This window comes from Streptomyces canus (assembly GCF_001514145.1).
Taxonomy (GTDB): domain Bacteria; phylum Actinomycetota; class Actinomycetes; order Streptomycetales; family Streptomycetaceae; genus Streptomyces; species Streptomyces canus.
Map to the genome: position 1 here is coordinate 597463 of NZ_KQ948660.1, position 17203 is coordinate 614665.

Below are 17203 nucleotides of genomic sequence, written 5' to 3' on the forward strand. Positions count from 1 at the left end.
GTGTACGGGGCCAGGCTAGCCGCCCGCTGTGACAGCCCAGTCCCCGATACGGCCCAGCAGCTCGTCGTCGGCCGCGTGCTCGGCGTGGCCCATGGGCTCGATCCACAGCTCGCCGTGGTCGCCGGCGGCCTCCGCGAGCATCCGCGGGTGGTCGAGGGGGAAGTAGCCGTCGCGGTCGCCGTGGACGATCAGCAGCGGGGTGGGGGCGATCTCCCGGACCGCCTCGACGGGGGAGAGCGGGACGGGGTCCCAGTCGCGGTGATGGATCCTCGTACGGAATCCGTAGCGGCTCACCAGGCGGCCCTCGGGCCGGGTCACGAGCCAGTGGAGTCTTCGCATGGGGGCCGTGCCGCGGTAGTACCAGCGGGCCGGCGCACTCACCGAGACCACCGCGTCCGGGTACGCGTCCCTGCGCCCCTCCCGTCCCGTGCGCCCTTCGCGCACCGGCCCGTCCGGACCGCCGTCGGGCCGGTACAGCGCCGCGTGCCGCAGCGCCACCGAGCCGCCCATGGAGAAGCCGACGGTCGCCACGCGCGCGTGGCCGAGTTCGCGGGCCCAGGCCACCGCGGCGGCCAGATCCAGCACCTCGCGGTCGCCGACCGTCGAGCGCCCCCCGGAGGCTCCGTGGCCGCGGAAGGAGAAGGTGACCACGGCGCCGTACCGCGTGAACACGTTCACCACCCGGCGAACATGAGGACGATCCACATCGCCGGTGAAGCCGTGCGCGATCACGAACACCAGGTCACGCGCAGGTGGCCGGGAGGCGTCGTATACGAGGGAGGGCGGATCGTATACGGAATCGATCGTCACACCGTCGTCGGTGTGCAGAAACGTCCGTATAGGTGCATGTCTGCGCGTCTCAGAGTGCGGACTACCCGTGGAACGCGCCACACGACCTGCCGGATCAATGCTCATGTGGGCTATTCTCGTCGGAAGAGGACTCGGGCAACGCAGCCCCCGGGTCCTTTTGTGCTTTCGGATACCCCTGTATACGAAGGCCATGACCTCGCGGGACCGAGGAGGAACCAGACATATGAGTTCTCTGCTGCTCCTGACCAATGCCCTCCAGCCATCGACGGAGGTGCTGCCTGCCCTCGGCCTGCTCCTGCACAATGTGCGTGTGGCGCCGGCAGAAGGCCCCGCCCTCGTCGACACCCCGGGTGCCGACGTCATCCTCATCGACGGGCGCCGTGATCTGCCGCAGGTCCGCAGCCTGTGCCAGCTGCTGCGCTCCACGGGGCCCGGCTGTCCGCTCATCCTCGTCGTGACCGAGGGCGGCCTCGCCGCCGTCACCGCCGACTGGGGCATCGACGACGTCCTTCTCGACACCGCGGGACCGGCGGAGGTCGAGGCGCGTCTGCGGCTGGCCATGGGCCGCCAGCAGATCGTCAACGACGACTCCCCCATGGAGATCCGCAACGGCGACCTCTCGGTCGACGAGGCGACGTACTCCGCGAAGCTCAAGGGCCGGGTCCTCGACCTCACCTTCAAGGAGTTCGAGCTCCTCAAGTACCTCGCCCAGCACCCCGGCCGCGTCTTCACGCGCGCGCAGTTGCTGCAGGAGGTCTGGGGCTACGACTACTTCGGTGGCACCCGGACGGTCGACGTCCACGTACGACGGCTGCGCGCGAAGCTCGGACCCGAGCACGAGTCGCTGATCGGGACCGTCCGGAACGTCGGTTATCGATTCGTTACGCCGGAGAAGGGCAGCGTCGGCGCGAGCGACGAGGCCAAGGCCAAGGGCGCCGTGACCGGCGCTTCCGGCCAGGCAAACGCGGAGGATGCGGACGAGAGCGCCGCCCTGGACGCCTCCGAGGTACCGGCCGAGGCATAGCGGGTTCTCCGCCTGGGCATGGCTCCCGCACCGGCTACTTCCCGGTAGGCCTTTGCGGGGGCACAGTGCCTCCTTCACGCCCTGCCCAGAGCGGGTCCATCCGCGTAGACTCCGCGCGTGGCCAAGGTAACCAGGGATGATGTGGCGCGACTGGCGGGAACGTCCACCGCCGTAGTCAGTTATGTCATCAACAACGGACCCCGGCCGGTTGCCCCGGCCACGCGCGAGCGTGTCCTCGCCGCGATCAAGGAGCTGGGGTACCGGCCGGACCGGGTCGCCCAGGCGATGGCGTCCCGGCGTACGGATCTCATAGGCCTGATCGTCCCGGACGCGCGCCAGCCGTTCTTCGCGGAGATGGCGCACGCGGTCGAACAGGCCGCGTCCGAGCGCGGGAAGATGGTGCTCGTCGGGAACTCCGACTACATCGGCGAGCGCGAGGTCCACTACCTGCGGGCGTTCCTCGGGATGCGGGTGTCCGGGCTGATCCTGGTCTCCCATGCGCTGAACGACAACGCCGCCGCCGAGATCGATGCGTGGGACGCGCGGGTCGTGCTGCTGCACGAGCGGCCGGAGGCGATCGACGACGTCGCCGTCGTCCTCGACGACCTCTCCGGCGCGAAGACCGCCGTCGAGCATCTGCTCGGGCACGGATACCCCTACGTCGCCTGTATGGGCGGTACCGCCGACACTCCCGCCGTGGGCGACCCGGTCTCCGATCACGTCGAGGGCTGGCGACGGGCCATGGACGAGGCCGGGCTCCCCACCGAGGGACGGCTCTTCGAGGCGCCGTACAACCGCTACGACGCGTATCAGGTGGCGCTCGGCGTGCTCTCCGGGCCCGATCGCCCCCCGGCGATCTTCTGCTCCACCGACGACCAGGCGATCGGCCTGCTGCGGGCCGCGCGTGAGCTGCGCATCGACGTGCCGGGCGAGCTGGGGGTCATCGGGTTCGACGACATCAAGGAAGCCGCGCTCGCGGATCCGCCGATGACGACGATCGCGTCGGACCGGTCGGCGATGGCCCGGGCCGCGGTGGACCTGGTGCTGGACGACGGACTCCGGGTCGCGGGGTCCCGCCGGGAGCGGCTGAAGGTGTTCCCGTCGAAGCTGGTCGTGCGGCGGTCCTGCGGGTGCGAGTGAGTTCCCTTAAAGGCGCCTGAGAACGCGGCGCCGGAGGCCAGCGGCGGCTTTATATCGGGCATACGAGGTTCTGCCGGGCTTCTCAGGGAGCACTCAGGGAGCTCTCATGGTCGCGGGACAAGCTTCTTGTCATGACCGAGAGCTTCCGCCGCGACGGCGAGTACGAGCAGTACGAGACCCCCTACCAGGGCGCCCAGCAGCACGCTTCCTCGCCCGTGAACCCCGAGTGGCCGCCCCCGCCGGCCCAGCCGCCCGCGGCGCCGCTCCAGCAGCCGGTCGTCGAGCCGACGACCGTGTGGCAGGGCGGCCGGCAGGCCCAGCCCGCCGCCTACGCCTCCGCGGGCGCCGGTTCGTACGGCGGTGACGGCAACGGCGGCGGGACCGCTCTGCTCACCGCGCCCCCGGCCGAGCCCGCGCCCCCCGCGCCGAAGAAGCGCACCCGCGGCCCGCTCGCCCTCCTCGCCGCCGTCGCGATCGTCGCCGCGGCGATAGGAGGCGGCACCGCCTACGGCATCCAGGAGCTGACCGGCAACGACACGGTCGCCTCCAGCAGCAGCACCAGCACCAGCGTGGTGCCGTCCTCCGCCAAGGGCACGGTCTCCGGGGTCGCCAAGGCGGTCAGCCCGAGCATCGTCGAGATCAACGCCGCCTCGAACGCCGGCGAGTCCACCGGCTCCGGCGTGATCATCACCAGCGACGGCGAGATCATCACCAACAACCACGTCATCTCCGGCGCCACCTCCATCAAGGTGAGCACCAGCGACGGCAAGACCTACACCGCGAAGGTCGTCGGCACCGACAGCAAGAAGGACCTCGCCCTCATCAAGCTGGAGAACGCCTCCGGCCTGACCGTGGCCACCCTCGGCAACTCCGACGGCGTCCAGGTCGGCGACCAGGTCGTGGCGATCGGCTCCCCCGAGGGCCTCACCGGCACCGTCACCAGCGGCATCGTCTCCGCCCTCGACCGGGACGTCACCGTCTCGACGGACGAGGGCCAGAGCCAGGGGCAGGGCCAGGGCGGCGGCAGCGGTCAGTGGCCGTTCGAGTTCGGCGGCCAGCAGTTCAACGGCGACACCGGTTCGTCCACGACGACGTACAAGGCCATCCAGACGGACGCGTCCTTGAACCCGGGCAACTCCGGCGGCGCGCTCATCGACATGAACGGCAACATCATCGGCATCAACTCCGCGATGTACTCCGCCAGTTCGGACTCCTCGACGGCCGGCAGCGCTGGCCTCGGCTTCTCCATCCCGATCAACACCGTCAAGTCCGACCTGGCCACGCTGCGGGCCGGCGGCGCCGACAACTGACACCCCTGACCTTCGCGAGGAGTACGTCATGATCAAGCAGGTTTCACACCCGGTGGCCGGCACCGACCCGGCCGGATTCACCCTGGCCCTCGAGGTGGCGTACGCACTGCACCCGCCGGTGACGCGGGCGCCCGAGGTGGCGTCCGTGGCGGTGGCCCGCCGCGGGGTGAGCGCCGCCCGCAGCCGCCGCCGCAGCCCCGCACGCGGCTGAACCCCTGCCCATGACGCACCGACCGGGAACCGTGCGAGGCTGAAAGCGTTCACTGTTTCAGCCCCCTGCCGTCCCACCGCACCCGAGGAATCCCCAGCCATGAGCCCCGCCGAAGGCGACCGTGACCCCCAGCGCATCCTGATCGTCGACGACGAGCCGGCGGTGCGCGAAGCACTCCAGCGCAGCCTCGCCTTCGAGGGCTACGACACGGAGGTGGCCGTGGACGGCGCGGACGCGCTCGACAAGGCGACCGCGTACCGGCCCGACCTGGTCGTCCTCGACATCCAAATGCCCCGCATGGACGGACTCACCGCCGCCCGGCGCATCCGCGGCGCGGGCGACACGACCCCCATCCTGATGCTGACGGCCCGTGACACGGTCGGTGACCGGGTCACCGGGCTCGACGCGGGCGCCGACGACTATCTGGTCAAGCCGTTCGAGCTCGACGAGCTGTTCGCCCGGGTCCGTGCGCTGCTGCGGCGCAGCTCGTACGCCGCGGCGGCCGGTGCGGGGTCCGCCGAGGACGACGAGGCGCTCACCTTCGCCGATCTGCGGATGGATCTCGCGACCCGTGAGGTCACGCGTGCGGGGCGGCCGGTGGAGCTGACCCGTACCGAGTTCACCCTGCTCGAGATGTTCATGGCCCACCCGCGCCAGGTGCTGACCAGGGAACAGATCCTGAAGGCGGTGTGGGGCTTCGACTTCGAGCCGTCGTCCAACTCGCTGGACGTGTACGTGATGTACCTGCGCCGCAAGACGGAGGGGGGCGGTGAGCCGCGGCTCGTGCACACGGTTCGCGGCGTGGGGTATGTGCTGCGGCAGGGTGGCGCCGAGTGAAGAGGGTCGTACGGCGATATCGGTCCCTTCCGATCCGGTCGCGGTTGGCGCTGCTCGTGGCGGCAGCGGTGGCGTTCGCGGTGGCGGCGGTGTCGGTGACCTGCTGGTTCATCGTGCAGGGGAAGCTGTACGACCAGCTCGACGAGGATCTGCAGAATGCGGCGCGACCGCAGCAGGCTCAGGCGGTCGTGGCCACCCTCACCGAGTGCCCCCAGACACCGGTGGAGACCTTCGGCGATTTCCGGATCAGGGCCGAGGTCTACCTCCAGCTGGTGCAGGCGAACGGCAAGGCCTGCGTCTCGTCGAACTCCCTGGGCAGGGTCAAGACCACCGACGCCGACGAGAACGTGATCAAGGACGCGACCAGCAAGAGAGGGATCCTTCGCAACGGCACCGACTCTGACGGCAAAGCCGTACGAGTGCTGACGACACCCCTGTACGTCAGCCAGGGGCCGGGCTCACAGCCCCAGCTGTACACCGAGGCCGCGCTCACCGTGGCCGTTCCTCTGAAGACCACCCAGTCCACCCTCAACGAACTCGCCCTCATCCTCCTCCTCGTCTCCGGCATCGGAGTCCTCGGCGCCGGTGCCGCCGGCCTCTTCGTGGCCCGCGCCGGCCTCCGCCCCGTCGACGAGCTCACCGAGGCCGTCGAGCGGGTGGCACGCACCGAGGACCTGAACATCCGCATCCCCGTCGAGGACGACGCCGAGGACGAGGTCGCCCGCCTGTCGCGCTCCTTCAACTCGATGACGAGCTCCCTCGCCAGCTCCCGCGAGCTCCAGCAGCAGCTCATCGCCGACGCGGGGCACGAACTCCGCACCCCCCTCACCTCCCTGCGCACCAACATCGAGCTCCTCACCCGCAGTGAGGAGACCGGCCGCCCCCTCCCCGAGGCCGACCGCAAGGCGCTGCTCGCGTCCGTGAAGGCGCAGATGACCGAACTGGCGTCTTTGATCGGTGACTTGCAGGAGCTGTCCCGATCGGAGGGCCAGCGCGGAGAGCGGGTACAGGTCGTCTCGCTGGAGGACACCGTCGAGTCGGCGCTGCGCAGGGCACGGCTGCGGGGCCCGGACCTGACCATCGACGCCTCGCTGGAACCCTGGTACACCCGGGCCGAACCGGCCGCACTGGAGCGCGCCGTCGTCAACATCCTTGACAACGCAGTGAAGTTCAGCCCCGAGGGCGGCACGGTCGAGGTCCGGCTGAACGAGGGGGTCCTCACCGTCCGCGACCACGGCCCCGGTATCCCCGCCGAGGAACTCCCGTACGTATTCGACCGGTTCTGGCGCTCTCCGTCGGCCCGCGCGCTGCCCGGCTCCGGTCTCGGCCTCTCCATCGTGGCCCGCACGGTCCAGCAGGCCGGCGGCGAGGTCACCCTCGGCCACGCCGGAGGCGGCGGCACCATCGCGACCGTACGACTGCCGGGGGCGCCGACTCCGCCACCGGAGGCTCCCGCCGTCGTAGAGTGAACGCCAAGCTGTCGATGTCCTGTCAACCCTCACGCGTTCTCGACCCTACTCACGGGTTCTCTGCCAGCTTCCTGAGGTGTCGAACAGGTGCCCCACGCATCTGTCCTCAGCACTCAGGAGTGAAGAACCCCCCATGCGTTTGTTTCGTACATCGACTCTGCAGAAGAGCGCCCTCGCCGCCGCGTCCGCGGCCCTCGCCGTCGCCGGGCTGCTGGCCGGTGCGGGTACCGCCCAGGCGGCCGGTCCCGGCGGGGCCCAGAACGTCCGGGGCGTGGACCCCGGGGACACCGACGTCATGCTGGACCGGCTGTGCAGCCAGGAGACCAGCCTGACCGGGGTCTACGGTGCGCTCAACGTCGACACCGGCGAGTTCAAGACGCAGGACGAGTACCTGCGGGACGTGTTCGGGCTGTGGGTGCCCGCCGGACCGTGGGAGCTGTTCCGCGGCTGGTGCGGGTACGCGCAGTCCTCGACCTGGTCCGTGAAGGGCGAGCCCGTCCGCACCTCCGAGTGGACCGGCAACCACGGCACGACCGAGGACAAGGTGACCTTCGTCAGCGGGTACAGCACCAAGACCTTCGCCAAGAAGAGCGTCGGCGCCAGCATCAGCCTCTCCCTGGCCAAGAGCATCTTCTCCGGCACCGTGGGCGGCAGCGCCGGCTACGAATGGGGCTGGGAGAAGACCTCGTCCTTCGAGCGGCGCAGCGAGAAGTCCATACCGCCGTGCACCCAGGTGGCGACCACCTGGACGCCGTACCAGCGGGTGGTCCGCGTGAACCCGGTGTTCTACGTCGAGGACTACCAGTGGAACAAGGGCGACGGCGAGGTCACCACGCACACCTGGCGTGGCCGGGACGCGAGCTGGAAGACGATCTACTCGTACGGCTACTACATCGACGGCATCTCCGACAAGCTCCTGCCCAACGGCCAGCCCGACGGCCGTGAGGACAAGTGGCAGGAGAACCTCGACCCGAAGTCCTGCGCCAAGTAGGCGCGTTCACGCGGCAACCTTCCGTGCGGGGGGCGGCGACTGCTCTGCGGTCCCTACCCCCGCACGGAACGGATGCCCCCCATGGCCCAGCATCGCCGACGCCGGACAACCGCCCTCGCCCTCGGTGTTCCGCTCATCCTGACGGCCGCCGGAGGGCTGGCCTACGGTGGGCTCCCGGGCAGCCAGCCCCGGGCCTCCGCCGCCACCACCGCCGCTCCCGCCTGGGCCACCGCCACCGCGGACGGCTTCGCCTCCGTCAACGCGCTCGGCCAGAACGGGACGTACGGCGGCCGGGACGGTCAGATCGTCACCGTGAGGACGCTCGCCGACCTGGAGAAGTACGCGACGGCGAGCGAGCCGTACGTCATCGTCGTCGCCGCGACGATCACCATGGACCCGGTCGGGAAAGAGATCAAGGTCCAGAGCAACAAGACCATCGTCGGGTCCGGGACCTCCGGGCAGATCGTCGGCGGCGGCTTCTTCCTCGGCTCCGGCGTGCACAACGTGATCATCCGGAACCTCACCATCCGGGACGCCTACCAGGGCGTGTGGAACGACAAGGAACACGACTTCGACGCCATCCAGATGGACGGCGCCCACCACGTGTGGATCGACCACAACGACCTGCGGCACATGGCCGACGGACTCATCGACGTCCGCAAGGACAGCACCTATGTGACGGTCTCCTGGAACAAACTCAGCCAGGACAACAAGGCGTTCGGCATCGGCTGGACGGAGAACGTCGTCACCGACATCACCATCCACCACAACTGGATCCGCGAGACCGAGCAGCGCAACCCGTCCACGGACAACGCCGCCCACGCGCACCTCTACAACAACTTCCTGGAGGACGTGGCCGGGACGGACATCAACTCCTCCTACGGCAACTACTCGCGCGGCGCGACCAGGATGGTCCTGGAGAACTCCTACTTCCAGGGCTTCAAGAACCCCGTCATCAAGGACAGCACCGCGAGCATCGTCCAGAAGGGCAACACCTTCGTGGGGACGAGCGGGCGCAACGAGAGCGGGGGCACGGCCTTCGACCCGAAGACGTACTACGCCTACACGCTCGACAAGACGGCCGACGTACCGGCGCTTCTCAAGTCCGGCGTGGGACCGCGGAGTTCGATCGGTACGACGGCGACCGCCTCGACGAAGGCCGCCGCCGCGACCACGCTCACCGTCGCCAAGGACGGCAGCGGGCAGTACTCGACCGTGCAGGCAGCGGTGAACGCGGTACCGGCCAACAACCCCTCCCGTGTGGTGATCTCGGTGAAGCCGGGGACCTACCGCGAGCTGGTCAAGGTGCCGTCCAACAAACCGCACGTCACCATCCAGGGGTCGGGTGGCAGCCGCAACGACACGGTGATCGTCTACAACAACGCGTCCGGGACCCCCAAGCCCGACGGCTCGGGCACCTACGGCACCGGCGGCAGCGCCACCGTCACCGTCGAGGCCGACGACTTCCAGGCCCGCAACCTGACGATCTCCAACGACTTCGACGAGGCCAGTCACCAGGACATCGCGGGCCAGGCGGTCGCCCTGCGCACCGCCGCCGACAAGGTGTTCCTGGACGGGGTCATCGTCAGCGGCGACCAGGACACGCTCCTCGTGGACACCGCGGCCAAGGAGAAGCTGGGCCGGGTCTACATGACCAACTCCTACGTCATCGGCAACGTCGACTTCATCTTCGGGCGGGCCACCGCGGTGATCGACAAGTCCGTCATCACGCTGAAGAAGCGCTGGAACGGCACGTCGGCCGGTTACGTGACCGCGCCGAGCACCGCCGCGGGCCGCAAGGGCATCCTCATCGCCAACTCGACCGTGAACGGGGACGTCTCCTCCGCGAGCTTCTACCTGGGCCGCCCCTGGCACGCCGGTGGTGACGCGAGCCTCGACCCGCAGACCACGGTCCGCAACACGTCGTTGAGCGCCGCGATCAAGTCCACGCCGTGGACCGACATGAGCGGCTTCTCCTGGAAGGACGACCGGTTCGCGGAGTACAAGAACACCGGCGCGGGCTCGGGTGCGGCGAGCAGTGACCGGCCGCAGCTGACCGACGCGCAGGCCACCGGCCAGGAGGTCGCGGACTGGCTGGGCGACTGGACGCCGACCAGCTCCTGACCTGGCGTTTCACCGGCTTTCCGCTCCACTGTCAGACCCTCGATCTAGGCTGGTTTCCGTAGATCGAGGTGTCGGACGGGGGAGCGGAAAGTGGTACGTATCGAAAGGCATCGGGTCGGCGAGGCAGCCGTTTCGGCGGTGCGGAAGGACTTCGCGAACAGGATCGGTTCGCAGGTCCACTCCATGTCCAAGGCCGGCCCGGTGACGGCATGGGAGTGGTGGCTGATCGCCCAGGAGTTCGTCGAGTATCTCGGCGCGCTCTCGGTGGAGACCCCCGGTCTGCACTCCCCCGAGGCGAAGGCGGTCCTGGAGGACGCCGCCGAGGCGGCCGCCGGCGCGGTGGCGTACGCGGCGTACTTCCCCCGCGACCACTTCGAGGTCTTCCTCACCTACCCGAACTGGGGCCTGGTCTACGACCGCGAGCCCGGCGGCACCCCGGAGCCGGTCTCGGCCGCCAAGTGGCTGGACGCCTTCTGCCTGGCGATCCTCGCCGAGAAGACCCAATGGCACGGCGAGGCCTTCCACTTCGCGCGCGAGACCCCCCAGCAGGACCGCTCCGGCCACCCCGACGCCGAACTGATCAACGGCTTCATGGCCTTCGTCATCGGCGACACCGGCGACGACGACGTCACCTACCCGCCTTCCCGCCAGGAGAAGCTCACCGCGCTCGACGCGGCACTCGACCGGGTCCGGGCCCGGGAGGCGGAGACCGGCGAGCACCTTGCCGACCAGCCGTACGGCATCGGGCTGCGGGCGCTGCGCGCGCTGACCGCGGGTGACCGGGAGGGGTTCGACGAGGCGGTCGTACGACTGCTGAGGCCGCTGACCGGCACTCCCGGGCCGGGAGCGCGTCCGGGCAGTCTTCTCCCGCTCCTGCCGATCGCCCTGACGGCACTGGCGTACCGCGAGGAGGGCTGGCCGCCGGCCGCCGACAGCGACTATCTGCCGGACGCGCTGGTCACCGGTTTCAAGGCCACGCCGCCGCGGGTGGGGCCCTACGGCCGGGCCCGCCGCCCGGACGCGGTGGCCGAACTCGCCGCGGGGGTGGTGGAGTTCGGGCGGATCCTGGAGCCGCGTCCTCTGGACCCGGACAGCGAGGAGCAGTTCGAGCGGTACACCCGGGACGCCATCACCCCGATGCCCGGCAAGTCGCTCACCACCTTCGAGCTGGCCTACGCCGTCACCTACCAGGAGCTCCTCTTCCGGACCCGTGCCGCGCACACGCCCGACGCGAGCGACGCCCAGCTGGAGAACCTGCGGCTGGCCGCGGAGCTGGGGGCCGCCTTGTTCCGTACCACGCTGGCGGAGCCCGGCACCGACGTGCCGGTGACGATCGACGGCAGGACCGTGACCTACCCCGCCTGCCGGGACGAGGACGCCGGGCCGGGGGCCTGGCACCGGGCGGTGCACCTCGCGCTGGTCACGGGCCGGCGGGAGCATCTGGCGCCGCTGGTCCTGGCGGGGCCCGAGCGTGTCGGCCCCGACCGTTCGGTGCCGGCCTCCTACCGGCGGGCCCTGCACGCCTATCTGCGGGGCGAGGACCCCGAGCCCGCCACGGACCTGGCGCTGCGGGACGCCGGGAAGGCCCGCGACCAGGGTGTCCTGCCGCCGCCCGCGGTGCTCTTCTCCCAGCTCGTCGAGGGCGACGAGGAGAGCTTCAACCTGGCCCTCCTGGACGCCCTCACGGCCCACCGCGACCACTACGCCGTCGCCGACCGCCCCACCGACCCCGACGCCGCGCTGAGCCTCGACATCCTGGCCCTCGTCTGCCACGCGCGGAGGCGGGGCTGGGAGATCAGGGTGAGGTCGCCGTATCTGCCGCCGCGGATCGTGGCGGCCGCGGAGCCGTTCTGACGGCCTGCGGGACGCCGTCGAGGGCCGGGCCCACCGGTCGTCGTGGCCCACGGGCGAAGGCCCCGCGGAGGGCTCCGTGATCGGTGGGGTGATCACGGGGTCCTGGCGGGGCCGATGGGTACGGGGTGCGGTCAGCGGCGCAGGGGCACGGTGTCGTCCGGCAGTTTCCGCAGGACCATCGTGTCCTCGGGGAGCGGGCCCAGCAGACGGGCGTAGGCGCCTCGGCCGGCGACCAGTTCCGCGTGGGTGCCCGCTTCCACCAGGCGCCCGCCGTCGACGACCAGGATGCGGTCCGCGTCCGGGGCCAGGCTCAGATCGTGGGTGATCATGATGGTCGTCCGGCCGGACACCAGCCGGCGCAGGGGGTGCACGACCTGGCGCGCGGCGACCGAGTCGAGGCCGGCGGTGGGCTCGTCGAGGATCAGGACGGGCGCGGCCCGGAGCATCGCGCGGGCGATGGTGATCCGCTTGAGCTGGCCGCCGGACAGTGCCGCCGTGCCGGGGGCGATCTCGGTGTCGTAGCCCTCGGGGAGCGAGGAGATGAAGTCGTGGGCCGCCGCCGACCGGGCCGCCTGCTCGATCTCCTCGTCGCTCGCGCCCGGCCGGCCCGTCCCGATGTTCTCGCGGATCGTTCCGTTGAGGATCAGAGTCTCCTGCGGGAGCAACGCGACCTGCTCCCGCAGGAACTCCAGGCCCATGTGGGTGAGCGGGACGCCGTCCAGGGTGATCACGCCCGCGGAGGGGTCGTAGAAACGGGTGAGGAGCTTGGACAGGGTGGACTTGCCGGCGCCGCTCGGGCCCGTGATGATCACCAGTTCGCCGGGCGCGGCCGAGAAGGACACGTCGGTGAGGGAGTCGCGGCGGGCGGTGGGGTAGCGGAAGTGCACGCCGTGGAAGCCGACCCAGCCGCGGACCGGCCAGACGGGGACGGGGTCGGCCGGGTCGCCCACCGACGGTTTCGCGTCCAGTATCTCGTTCAGGCGCTGGGCGCCCGCGGTGGCGGCGGTGAGGGTCAGACCCAGCTGGCCGAGGTTGCGGACCGGCGGGTACAGATAGCCGATGAAGGCGGCGAAGGCGAGGAGCTGACCGAGGGTCATACGGCCGGCCGAGATCTCCCAGACGCCCAGACCGATCACGGCCAGCACACACAGCGTCTCGACGACCTCGACGAACTGCTCGTACATCTCGCTCAGCCGGGCCCCGCGCACGGAGGCTTTCATCCAGGCGCGGGCCTCGCGGTCGAGGCGCCTCTCCTCGTCGCGGCGGCGGTTGTAGGCCTGCGTGAGGACCACGTTGCCGAGCGACTCCTCCACCACGGAGGTGATCGCGCCGTCCGCGACCCGCTCCTCCTGCGAGGCCTCCTTGATCCGGCCGGAGAAGCGGCGGGCGGCGAACAGGAACAGGGGCGCGAGGACGAAGGTGGCCAGAGCGAGGTCCCAGCGCAGGTACAGGGCGGCGGCCGAGTAGAAGACGGCCGAGAAGGCGGCGGCGACGGTGCCGACGACGCCGGACACGACCATCTGCTCGATGGCCTCGACGTCACCGGTGAGGCGTTCGACCAAATCGCCCTGACGGTGCTTCTGGAAGAAGTGCGGGGGCAGGTCCTGGATGTGCCGGAAGACCTTCGCGCGCAGGCGCAGCACGAATCTCTCCGCGGTCCAGGTCGCGAGCGAGTTGCCGAAGTAGCCGACGAGCGCGCCGAGCGCGGCGACACCGAGCCAGGCGCCGGCCGGGCCCCAGAAGGCGGAGAGCGAACCGGCTTTCAGGGCGCTGTCGGTGAGTTCCGCGAACAGCAGGATCGCGGCGGTCTCGGCGAGCGCGGACACCACCACGCACGCGACGATCGCCGCCAGCCACTTGCGGTCGCCGCGGGTCAGCGGCCAGAAACGGCGGAAGGCCTCGCGGACTTCCCTCATGACGACTCCCTTTCGTGGAGACGGCCGAGGCGGGGCCCCCGACGCGAGACGCGCTCGCTGCCGGTGGCCCCGCCTCGCGGCGTGCTCCCTCAGCCCTTGTGGGCGATGGGACGGCGCTTCGGCGCGTGCTTCTTCGGCGCCTTCTTCTTCGGGGCCGGAGCGGGCTTGGCGGCCTTCTTGACGGGGGCGATCTTGTGGAAGCTCATGTCTGCGTCCTTCTCTGCCTATGAATGAATTTGATTTACTTGGCGAATTCCGTTTGCGTCGTTCGCTTTCTACATGGAAAACACTACGGCATTCCCGCGGCCGAAAAAGCCATTCCGCCTTAGACCTCAATAAGACTGGTTGTGTATCGCCTGAGAATTGAAAGGCTGACACAGAATTTAAAGGCGGACATCTATGGACCGACCGCCAGTCCGGAGCCCTCGACGCTCACCCTGATGCCGTCCTTCGCCACGCGTACGTCCCGCAGGCGCAGGTCACCGCTCGGCGGCTCGGGCAGCCGGAAGCCGAGGGAGAGGCGGTCGGCGAGGACCGGGCGGGTCAGGTGGGAGAGGGCGTCGAGCAGCGCCGGGTCCAGGCCCAGGCGGTCCAGGAGCTCGGGGTGGGCCAGGGCCAGGTCGAGGAGGTTCAGACGCATGGCCTGCCGTACGAACTCCGGGCGGCCGGTCAGACGGGACAGCGCGGTGTCGGAGCGCTGCGCCTCACGCACGGTGGCATCGGGCACGCCCAGCGCGCGCACCACGGACGGTACCGCCAGCACGGCACGGGCCTTGCGCGTCTCCCGGGCCAGGGCCGCCGCGGACGCACGGGTCAGATGCAGGCCCTGCGAGGCGCGCGTACCCGGCCGGTAGGTCGCCAGCTCCCCGATGTCCAGGCGCATCCCGCCGATCCGGGTGTCGACGCCCCGCTCCCCGTCGCGCGCCACGCGCACGTCGGCCCGCAGCCGCAGGTCGTGTCCGGCGACCGGAAGAGTGCCGCGCACGGCGACCCGGTCCCGGCCCGCCCCGGTGAACGTCACCTGGGACGCGCCGAGTTCACGGTTCATGTCGGCGAAGGAGAGCAGCACGTCGCCGTCGAGCCGGGGAACTCGCGCCCCGCGCACGGAGGTCGGACCGTCCCCGTCGAGCCGTATGTCATGGGCCGTCGCCGACACCGCGGCCAGCGTGACCCGGTCGGCCGCCACATCCGGGACGGTCACCTTGACCGAGTCCAGGCGCCTGCCCACGAGTTGCGGCAGGAAGGGGAAGCCGTCGATCTCCACCTCGGGCGCCGCGGTCAGCCGCAGCCGGTCCTTGAGGGTGTCCGCGGCCCTGTGCTCGGCGTACAGGACGGCCCAGCGGTCGGCGAGGGTGAGGAAGGCGGCCAGCACCAGCAGCGAGGCGACCGTCTTCAGCGCGAACGGCAGGCCTGCGAAACGGCCCCGCCGACGCCTCCGCCCGGTGCGGCGGTGGGTGGTCGGCGGGGCCGGGGGTTCTTCGTCAGGGACGTCATACGGGTGGGGGTGCGTGGGTACGGGGTGGGGGGAACGCATCGATCCATCCGATCATGCGAACGCCCCCCACCCGCAACCCGCTCCGGGCCCGTGCGACTCAGCTCACGATCTACTGAACGACCGTGATCCGGTTCGCGGCCGGCGGTGCGATCGGGCTGCTCGCCGACGAGTTGGCCGTCAGGTACTCCACGAGAGCGGCGAGGTCGTCGCCGCCGACGAGGTCGTTCGTGCCCTGGCCCAGCGTGGTGAAGCCGTCGCCGCCGCCCGCCAGGAAGCTGTTGGTCGCGACGCGATAGGTGGCCGCCGGGTCGACGGCCGTGCCGTTCAGCTTCACGGAGCCGAGGACGATCCGATCCGCGCCGGTCTTCGTCAGGTCCAGCGTGTACGTGAGGTTCGCCGACGGCTGCAGGACCTTCGGCGAGGCCGTGTTCGACCCGCTCACCTGCTCCTGGAGGACCTTGATCAGCTGGGCCCCGGTGAAGTCCTGGAGGTTCACGGTGTTGGAGAAGGGCTGCACGGTGAAGCCCTCGGCGTACGTCACCACTCCGTCGCCCTCGGTCCCCTTGGCCGCGTAGGTCAGGCCCGCCCGGACACCGCCCGGGTTCATCAGCGCGAGGTCGGTTTCGGGGTCGAGCCCCTTGCCGTACGCGAGTTGCGCGTCGGCGATCAGGTCACCCATCGGCGACTCGGTGCCGGTGCTGGGGACGTCGGCGGAGATCCAGCCGATCGCACGGTTGCCGATGGGCGCCGCGAGGGTGTTCCACTTGCTGATCAGCTGGGTCATGTCGGGCGCCTTGGCGACGGTCCGGGTGACCACGTGGTTCGCCGACTTCACGGCCGTACGGGCGATGTCGCCGGTGAAGCGGTCGTACGTCAGCGTCGTGTCCGTGTAGAGCCGGCCGAAGGAGGCGGCCGAGGTGACCATGCGGGGCTTGCCCGACGGGTCGGGGATCGTGCAGACGTACGCGGCGTGCGTGTGGCCGGTGACCAGGGCGTCCACGGACGGCGAGATGTTCTTGGCGATGTCGACGATCGGGCCGGAGATGCCGTCACCGGCGCCCGGGGAGTCACAGTTGTAGTTGTACGAGCCCGAGGCCGGCAGCCCGCCCTCGTGGATGAGGGCCACGATCGACTTGACGCCCTGCTTCTGCAGCACCTTGGCGTACTTGTTGATCGTCTCGACCTCGTCCTTGAACTTCAGGCCTTTGACGCCCTCGGCGGAGACGACACCCGGGGTGTCCTCCAGGGTGACGCCGATGAAGCCGACCTTGACGTCCTTCTTCTTCCACACCCAGTACGGCTTGAGGATCGGCCTGCCGGTCTTCTCGTCCAGGACGTTCGCCGCGAGGTAGGGGAAGTCGGCGCCCTGGAACTTCTCGTCGGTGTAGCAGCCGGCGGTGGGGTGACAGCCGCCGTTCTGCAGACGGGCCAGTTCCTTGGCGCCCTCGTCGAACTCGTGGTTGCCGACGGACGTGACGTCCAGGTCGAGCTTGTTCAGCGCCTCGATGGTGGGCTCGTCGTGGAAGAGACCCGAGATCAGCGGAGACGCGCCGACCATGTCACCACCGGCGGCGGTGATGGAGTACCCGTTCGCCTTGCGCGCCTCGCGCAGATGGGTGGCGAGGTACTCGACACCACCGGCGTCGATCGTCTTGGTGGTCCCGTCCGCCTGGAGCTCGGTGACCCGGCCGGAGGAGCCGGACGGCGGCTCCAGGTTGCCGTGCAGGTCGTTGAAGGACAGCAGCTGGACGTCCTGGTAGCGGCTCGGCAGCGGCTTGCCGTGCTTGTTGTCGTGCGCGCCCGCGGGCAGTGCGGCGGCGAGGGCGCCGACGGTGGCGAGACCGGCGGCTGCGGCGACCAGACGGTACGTACGACGTCTGCGACGACCGGCGTCCGACTGGTGCGACTGGGATATGGCTGGCATACGCCCCCCTGAGCTTCTGCTGAATCCGGTGGTTCCGGTGATTCCGGATGAGGAAGTGCCCCCGTCCCGGCGCAGCCTAGGGTCAACGCGCGTAGCGC

Annotated in this window: 13 protein-coding genes; 9 read left to right on the forward strand and 4 right to left on the reverse strand. The window is 70.2% G+C overall.

Going from position 1 to position 17203, the window contains the following annotated elements:
* Positions 1–15 precede the first annotated feature (15 nt).
* Entirely contained in the window at positions 16–915 is a 900-nt protein-coding gene (locus tag AQJ46_RS19620; protein WP_079072351.1) for an alpha/beta hydrolase, read from the reverse strand.
* 118 nt (positions 916–1033) lie between these two features.
* Here AQJ46_RS19620 and AQJ46_RS19625 point away from each other — a divergent pair, with 118 nt between their 5' ends.
* From AQJ46_RS19625 to AQJ46_RS19665, 9 genes are all read left to right on the forward strand, one after another.
* Complete coding sequence (locus AQJ46_RS19625) at positions 1034–1834, forward strand: response regulator transcription factor (protein ID WP_059206795.1); 801 nt, start codon at positions 1034–1036, stop codon at positions 1832–1834.
* 117 nt (positions 1835–1951) lie between these two features.
* Entirely contained in the window at positions 1952–2974 is a 1023-nt protein-coding gene (locus AQJ46_RS19630) for a LacI family DNA-binding transcriptional regulator (RefSeq protein ID WP_079072352.1), read from the forward strand.
* 131 nt (positions 2975–3105) lie between these two features.
* Entirely contained in the window at positions 3106–4284 is a 1179-nt protein-coding gene (locus tag AQJ46_RS19635; protein ID WP_059206797.1) for a S1C family serine protease, read from the forward strand.
* Between the two features lie 28 nt (positions 4285–4312).
* The gene (locus AQJ46_RS19640) at positions 4313–4495 is read left to right on the forward strand and encodes a hypothetical protein (RefSeq protein WP_059206798.1); all 183 of its coding nucleotides are present in this window, start codon (positions 4313–4315) and stop codon (positions 4493–4495) included.
* 99 nt (positions 4496–4594) lie between these two features.
* The gene (locus AQJ46_RS19645; protein WP_059206799.1) at positions 4595–5332 is read left to right on the forward strand and encodes a response regulator transcription factor; all 738 of its coding nucleotides are present in this window, start codon (positions 4595–4597) and stop codon (positions 5330–5332) included.
* Positions 5329–6801 carry a sensor histidine kinase gene (locus tag AQJ46_RS19650; protein ID WP_059206800.1) on the forward strand — a complete coding sequence of 491 codons (1473 nt, stop codon included), beginning with the start codon at positions 5329–5331 and terminating at the stop codon, positions 6799–6801. The genes AQJ46_RS19645 and AQJ46_RS19650 overlap by 4 nt, the downstream gene beginning before the upstream one ends.
* A gap of 133 nt (positions 6802–6934) precedes the next feature.
* Positions 6935–7792, forward strand: a complete 858-nt coding sequence (locus tag AQJ46_RS19655) for a hypothetical protein (protein ID WP_059206801.1) — start codon at positions 6935–6937, stop codon at positions 7790–7792.
* An 81-nt stretch (positions 7793–7873) separates the two neighbouring features.
* The gene (locus tag AQJ46_RS19660) at positions 7874–9916 is read left to right on the forward strand and encodes a pectinesterase family protein (RefSeq protein ID WP_059206802.1); all 2043 of its coding nucleotides are present in this window, start codon (positions 7874–7876) and stop codon (positions 9914–9916) included.
* Positions 9917–10006: 90 nt separating this feature from the next.
* Positions 10007–11770 carry an immunity 49 family protein gene (locus tag AQJ46_RS19665; RefSeq protein WP_059206803.1) on the forward strand — a complete coding sequence of 588 codons (1764 nt, stop codon included), beginning with the start codon at positions 10007–10009 and terminating at the stop codon, positions 11768–11770.
* A 131-nt stretch (positions 11771–11901) separates the two neighbouring features.
* Here AQJ46_RS19665 and AQJ46_RS19670 read toward each other — a convergent pair whose 3' ends face one another.
* The 3 genes from AQJ46_RS19670 to AQJ46_RS19680 all read right to left on the reverse strand — a co-directional run bounded on the left by AQJ46_RS19670 (position 11902) and on the right by AQJ46_RS19680 (position 17105).
* Positions 11902–13686 (reverse strand): ABC transporter ATP-binding protein, encoded by a 1785-nt coding sequence (locus AQJ46_RS19670; RefSeq protein WP_059206804.1) that lies wholly within the window; start codon positions 13684–13686, stop codon positions 11902–11904.
* Positions 13687–14083: 397 nt separating this feature from the next.
* Positions 14084–15220: an LmeA family phospholipid-binding protein gene (locus AQJ46_RS19675; RefSeq protein ID WP_059206805.1), complete on the reverse strand. Its 1137-nt coding sequence runs from the start codon at positions 15218–15220 to the stop codon at positions 14084–14086.
* Positions 15221–15290: 70 nt separating this feature from the next.
* Positions 15291–17105, reverse strand: a complete 1815-nt coding sequence (locus AQJ46_RS19680) for a bifunctional metallophosphatase/5'-nucleotidase (protein WP_059206806.1) — start codon at positions 17103–17105, stop codon at positions 15291–15293.
* Positions 17106–17203: the final 98 nt, after the last annotated feature.

Coding starts and splice junctions, on each gene's coding strand:
- AQJ46_RS19625 (WP_059206795.1), top strand. CDS start 1,034: ATGAGTTCTCTGCTGCTCCTGACCAATGCCCTCCAGCCATCGACGGAG.
- AQJ46_RS19635 (WP_059206797.1), top strand. CDS start 3,106: ATGACCGAGAGCTTCCGCCGCGACGGCGAGTACGAGCAGTACGAGACC.
- AQJ46_RS19660 (WP_059206802.1), top strand. CDS start 7,874: ATGGCCCAGCATCGCCGACGCCGGACAACCGCCCTCGCCCTCGGTGTT.
- AQJ46_RS19670 (WP_059206804.1), bottom strand. CDS start 13,686: ATGAGGGAAGTCCGCGAGGCCTTCCGCCGTTTCTGGCCGCTGACCCGC.
- AQJ46_RS19645 (WP_059206799.1), top strand. CDS start 4,595: ATGAGCCCCGCCGAAGGCGACCGTGACCCCCAGCGCATCCTGATCGTC.
- AQJ46_RS19675 (WP_059206805.1), bottom strand. CDS start 15,220: ATGCGTTCCCCCCACCCCGTACCCACGCACCCCCACCCGTATGACGTC.
- AQJ46_RS19680 (WP_059206806.1), bottom strand. CDS start 17,105: ATGCCAGCCATATCCCAGTCGCACCAGTCGGACGCCGGTCGTCGCAGA.
- AQJ46_RS19655 (WP_059206801.1), top strand. CDS start 6,935: ATGCGTTTGTTTCGTACATCGACTCTGCAGAAGAGCGCCCTCGCCGCC.
- AQJ46_RS19620 (WP_079072351.1), bottom strand. CDS start 915: ATGAGCATTGATCCGGCAGGTCGTGTGGCGCGTTCCACGGGTAGTCCG.
- AQJ46_RS19640 (WP_059206798.1), top strand. CDS start 4,313: ATGATCAAGCAGGTTTCACACCCGGTGGCCGGCACCGACCCGGCCGGA.